The sequence below is a fragment of the Aeromicrobium sp. genome, from assembly GCF_036675695.1.
Classification (GTDB): Bacteria; Actinomycetota; Actinomycetes; order Propionibacteriales; family Nocardioidaceae; genus Aeromicrobium.
Genome location: NZ_JAKFEL010000200.1, coordinates 1 through 6,081 on the forward strand (window position 1 = coordinate 1; position 6,081 = coordinate 6,081).

A 6,081-nucleotide genomic window follows, 5' to 3' on the forward strand; every position below is an offset into this window, starting at 1 on the left:
CCGTTCCAGCACGTGACCAGTACGCAGAACAGATCCCCGACCCGGCCCTCGGGGATGAACGGCAGAGGAGGAGCGATCTGCCAGCCGAAAAAGCATCCGAGCTGTTCGGGCGCATCCGCAATGTAATCGCGGTAACACTCCAGGACCGCCGCGGCATCATCGAACTCGTAGAACAGCGGGCCGCCCACGATGTCACCGACCTCGTGGAGCTGAAACACAAAGCTGGTGACGACACCGAAATTGCCGCCGCCGCCGCGCAAGGCCCAGAACAAGTCTTCGTTCTGGTAATCGCTCGCAGTGACCTGCCGGCCATCGGCGAGAACGACATCGGCCGCCAGCAGGTTGTCGATGGACAGACCGACGCCGCGGGTCAAGTAGCCGATGCCGCCGCCCAGCGTCAGGCCGCCTACCCCGGTCGTCGAGATGATCCCGCCGGGCGCTGCCAGGCCGAACGGGTAGGTCGCATGGTCGACATCACCCCACGTCGCGCCGCCCCCAACCCGGGCGATCTTCTTGACCGGGTCGACCCGAACGCTGTTCATCCTCGACAGGTCGATGACCAGGCCGCCGTCCACTGTGCCGAATCCGGGAACGCTGTGGCCACCGCCGCGAATTGCCAGGTCGAGCCCGGCGTCGCGGCCGGCCGTGACCACAGCCATCACGTCGGCCGAATCCACGCAACGGATAACGGCGCGGGGTCTGCGGTCGTGCATGGCGTTGTAGACAGCGCGAGCGTCGTCGTAGTCGGAATCCGAAGGGGTGACGACGCGGCCCCGTACCGCTTCGGTCAATGCCTTGATCGTGTCGCTCATGGGGTGCTCCTTTGCATCCGTTTCAGCAAGGATGCGCCCTCGGGCGTTCCCGAAGCGTTCCCTCTCAGCCGGACTCGCTCAGAAAGCCGGTTGCTGCCCGGAACGCCGGGAGATCATGGCCCGACGGAATGGTCTCGAGGAGCTCCCCAAGTTGTTCGCGCAACGCCTCATCGGGAAATCGACTGGCCAAGGAGTGGAGCGCCCGAAGCTCCAGCCAGCCCGCCCCTTGAGCGCCGGCGATCTCGACGGCACTGCGCAAAGAAGCGGCGGCGGCTTCGGTTTCCCCGCTGCGATAAGCCAGCTCACCGTCGACTCGCCACAGCTCGGCCTCGAGATAGCGCTGGTTGCAGCGGTGTGACCACGAGAGCCCCTCGCGTGTGGCGGCTCGTCCCTGGCGGAGCTCGCCGAGCATGCCGCGAGCCCGGGCGAGGAGAAGAAGGGTGTAGGTCAGATGAAGAGTCTCCCCTTCGGTACGCGAGCGTGCCACCGACCGCACGATCTTCTCGATGCCCTCAGCCGATCCCTCACAGACGTCCAGCCAGCCCCGAAGGGCCTGCAGGACGACCATGAGGTAGCGGTCCGAAAAACGCTTCCATAGACGGTCGGCCTCCCCGAGCAGCTCGGCGAGGCGGGCGAGATCTTCGGATTCGGCCGCGATGATCGCCGCGTAAGTGATCACGTACCCCAAGGTCATCAGATGATCGAGATCGACGGCGATCTCAAGAGCAAATCGGGCTGTCTCGTTGGCCCGACCAGCATCTCCGGCCCACAGCTCGACCCAGGCCAGCCGTACGAGGCAAACCGCCTTCGGGTCCTGGGCGTACAAGCTCAGATGCTCGCCGCGATGGGACACGCGATAGGCTTCGATCGCGCCATCGAGATAGGGGCGGGCTCTGGCCAGATCGCCCCGCCAGAACGCGCTCACGCCGAGGAGATATCGGCCCTCTGTCCTGGCGATCGGATCATCACTCTCATGCTCGAGAAGGGCCCGGGCGAGTTCATCGCAATCGTCGAAGCGGCAGCCCTGCAGCCGGGCGAGGCCAAGACCGCGGAGGATCGGCGGCGCCACGGGTCTGTGAAGTTTGCGGCAAATCGAAAGGGCTCGCTCGTAGAGTTGGTGCGCACCCTTGGAGCCGTAACCTTCGAGGGCAACAAGCGGGGATCCGAGGGCGATCCGGATGTCGAGTTCGAGTGCATCGCGGCCGGGTGACGGTGGCAGGTCGGCGAGCAGTGCGAGCGCTCGCTGAAACATGGTGACCGCTTCTTCCAAGGCCGACACGGCCACCGCTCGGGCCCCCGCCACACGGTAGGCATCGATGGCCGGCTCGGCCATGCCGGCCTGGTCGTAGTGTGCGGCCAGCTGCGGGCTGGCCGCGTCGATGTCGCTGTGGAGTTCGACCGCGATCGCCTCGGCGATAGCTCGATGGAGTTGGCGTCGACGAGCCGGACTGACCATCTCCAGGGCAACCGCCCGAAGCTTGTCGTGACTGAAATCGTACGTGAGCCCCTGTTCGCGAATGATCCGGCGACGCCAGAGTTCGTCGACATGCTCCACGAGCTCGCGCTCATCGGCCTTAGTGGCCGAGACCATCAGACCGATCGAGAAGGGCCGACCGATGACGGCCGCCACTTCGGCTAGTCGCCGGGCACCGTCAGTGAGTTGGCCCAGTCGGGCGCGCAGCACCGCCCGCATCGTCGGTGTGAGGACTGCCTGGCTTCCACCAGAGGAAATCCCGGCTCGAAGAGTTTCGATGACAAAGAGCGGATTGCCTTCTGTCTCGCTCCAGAGTCGTGCCGCCAGCTCCGGATCAATCGTGTCTTCATCGCGTAGCCGGGCAGCGAGCGTCGCAGTGGTGGCTTCGTCGAGTCGGTCGAGTGGCACGATAGTCACCGCCTTGTCGTGGCCCAAGGCGTCTACAAGTCCAACGAGGGGATGATGCTGTGGGATCTCCTCCCAGCGGACAGTACCGACGATGAGGACTGGCGCCGTCTTTCCGGAACGGACAACGAAACCGATTAACTCAATGGTCTCGGCGTCACACCACTGCAGATCGTCAATGATCAGCAAGCGCGGGCGGTCGCCGACGACGATGGCTCGGTTCACAGCATCGAACAACCGATGGCGCTGAGCCGAGTCGCCCGCCTGGCTCCATTCAGATGACCGGGAAGCGTCGAGGAGCTCGGGCAGGAGATGAGCGAGCTCGGCCCTCCAGACCGTGTCGAGCGTGTCGATGTGGCTTCGCAGAGCATCCGATCGCAGTAGGTCGACGACGGGACCCCACGGCAGTCTGCCGGCAGCCTCGTACGCACGAGCCGATGCCACCACGTGTCCCTCTGATCGAACGCGGCGGCCGAGTTCCAATGCGAGACGGGACTTTCCGATCCCCGGTTCCCCGGTCACCAACAAGAGATGTGCCCCCGTCTCCCGCGCGGTGCTCCATGCCCCGATGAGCTGGCTCCACTCGCGGTCGCGGCCGACGAAAGGCGATTCTGCGACGGGTAGGTCCTTGCCCTGCACTTCGTCGCGGTTGAGTGTGTCAGCCCGGAGCTGCTGGTACATGGCCCTGATCGCCTCGCCTGGTGCCACCGCGAGGTCGCGCTCGAGCACCTCCGCGTACCGGTGGTAGGAGCGCAGCGCCGCGGCTCTACGCCCAAGCGCGAGATGTGCTTGCATCTGAATTCGAACGGCCGCTTCGTCGGTTGGCTCCAGGTCGATGATGCGTTGGGTATGCCTGATCGCGGCTTGGTGGTCGTCGCGCCTCGCAGCCTCTTCTGTCAGCCGCACGAGGGCCCTATACGCCTCAGCTCGAAGTTTCGCTCGCTCATCCAGGACCCAGTCGTCATAACAAGCCGGAAGGAGATCGCCCGAAAAGAGGCGCGCGGCGAGCTCGAAATCACCAGCCGCCATGGCATCCTGGAACCTCAGCACGTCGACCTCGCTCGGCCCACCCGGAATCCACCGCACAGTCTCGTTGTCGATTTCGACGAACTCACCGATGTCGGGAAGGAAATGACGGAAGTCGTGGAGCAGCTTTCTGAGGTTGGTGCGCGCCTGATGTTCGTCGGAGTCGGGCCAGAGCTCGAACGCGAGTCGTGAGCGGTGCTGCGGGTCTCTGCGTAACGCGATCAACCCCAGGAACCGTTGCAAGCGAAGAGAGTTGAAGGCGCGAAGACGCCGGCCGTCCAGGATGATCTCGACGGCACCAAGAAGTCGGACCTGTAACCGCGTCGGCCGTTCGCCACCGACCCCGCTCGTGTCACTCGGCATATGGCTCCTCTGGTTGCGGTCCAGCTCTGAAAGTCCGCTGTCTCCCCCGCCTGTGTCGATAACAAACCGATCACCAGCCTGATGAGTGTCGACTCCGAGTTTACGGGCCGGAACCGCGGGATTGTGTTGTGGTGTTCACATCCCCCCTGCCTCACTATTATTGTAGGTCCGTTCCCGCGACCGTTGCCGGGTCGGGCCAAGGATCCAGCCTGTTGCGTTGGCGGTGGCAATCTACCGATCGACAGAGCGCCGACGTTGGTCCAGCCGCTGACGGTTCGCCTCCCGACAGACAACTCCATGTTGATGTGATGAAACCGTCCACAACTCTTCGATGTGTCTCACGGGCGAGTACGACGCACATATCGCCAACGCCGACGTGAACCAAAAACCCGCCGGCCCTGCGCCTTGACGACATGCTTTCGCTTTATCTCCCCCGGACCGCCCCCCTGGTGGCCTCCCCAAGTGTGCTATCAAGCAGTTTCTACCGAGTTCAGGCCACCAGATGGCCCAAGACCGGCTGAAATCTCACCGGACCAAGGTGGATTACGCGGTTTCTGAACGTCAGCTCTTCCCGAAAGCTGCCGTTCAACTGAGTACCTGGCAAGCAAACGCGAATGTCGCCTTCGGATCGGCAGTGTGAGTTCGCCCCGTGAACAGCGGACATTCGATACGAACTCAGTGCCGGCCAGCGTCGGCGCACCTTGTGCGGCCGATCTTGAGAATTCGGCACTGCGGGCGGACGTTGGACCATGTCCGCAGTACCTTGTAGGCCGGTCGTTCGTATCGCAACTGCCTGTGCACATGGACGACCGGAGTGGGTCCTAGACCGTGAGTTCACGGGTCGGCCGAGAAAGACCGGAATCGCTGCAGTCCCGCCTTTCAAAGCCCAATTCTCGGTGACCGCAATGGGGCGGCAGTAGCAGTTCAATACGTTCGGATGCAGCCGTTGGGTGAGGGAGGGCGGAAGGCGGGGCATGACCGTGAGCGTCCGGCTGCCGCCAGGGCTGGAGGCGACAGTGCCGCAGGTGCGAGACGCGTTGAGCGGGTTCCTGTTCAAAGTGAACGTCGCTTCGAATTAGAAAGCGACATCTCAGCGGTGTGCTAGTCGGCGCGTTCCGGCCCGCAGGCTAAAGCTGCATTCCGACACTCTGAACCTCGATCACAAGCGCGCCGCGAGCCCATGGGAACACCGCTTTCGCTCGGTCGGCCGCTTCGCCCTCGGTCACGATAATGCCGGTTCCGCGCAGCACGCAGCCCTGGCCCGGGCCATGGCTCCCCTTGACCGACCGGGAAGCGACCAGTACCTGGATGCGATTGTTGCGCTGCAAGTTCTTCTCGGTTTCGTGGTAGTGGCCAGCGGGGAGAATGATGCGGTCCCCTCGAGCCCGATGCGGCGCAGATAGTCGCCCCAGTTGCCGGCCAAGTGCGGATCGTCCGGGCCCTGCGTCACGATCGCCAGGAATTCGGTCTTGTCCAGGAGGTCCTGCGTCACGGAGTCGATCACGTTCATTGCTTACCCTTTCTTTGTCGTCCAGATGCAATCAGTTCGAGGGGGGTGAATGTGCAGCCATTTCGGCCATAGGGATTTGATCTCGCGCAATGCAGAGCGGTCGCATGGCGGCGGCATGCATCGGTTGAACGCGGCAGTCGCGTTGATCGATTGAATGAGAGTGATCGGATCAGAAGCGATTGAGCCATGCGCATGAGCATGACTCTTTTGCATGAGCTGGCGTTCGGGCGCTCCTTCTCGAGTGGCCCAGCTGGAGTTTGGCCAGGAGTTTTGCGTAGTCTTCCTTGCCACGCCGAGACGGCAAGCTTATAGTGTGACTCCGCCGTTCTCAGTTCACTGCCGGCAGCTGTCGGCCATGCACTGGCTTCATGTCTTCAATTCAAGGAGTCATCGAAATGAAAACAAAGCAGATTTCCGGTATGGCGCGAGGTGCGATCTTTATGGCGATGGCCTTTTCGATTGCGCCGGGGGCGACTGCGGTGGAGAACAAC

General features: G+C 63.3%; 3 protein-coding genes. All 3 read right to left on the reverse strand.

Annotation, left to right across the window (positions count from 1 at the left end; genetic code table 11):
- Positions 1 to 812, reverse strand: an 812-nt coding sequence (locus V6M39_RS12840; protein WP_332644209.1) for an FAD-binding oxidoreductase, incomplete at its 3' end; no start/stop codon positions are given.
- Between the two features lie 64 nt (positions 813 to 876).
- Entirely contained in the window at positions 877 to 4,080 is a 3,204-nt protein-coding gene (locus tag V6M39_RS12845; RefSeq protein ID WP_332644210.1) for an ATP-binding protein, read from the reverse strand.
- A gap of 1,127 nt (positions 4,081 to 5,207) precedes the next feature.
- Positions 5,208 to 5,408: a hypothetical protein gene (locus V6M39_RS12850; RefSeq protein WP_332644211.1), complete on the reverse strand. Its 201-nt coding sequence runs from the start codon at positions 5,406 to 5,408 to the stop codon at positions 5,208 to 5,210.
- Positions 5,409 to 6,081: the final 673 nt, after the last annotated feature.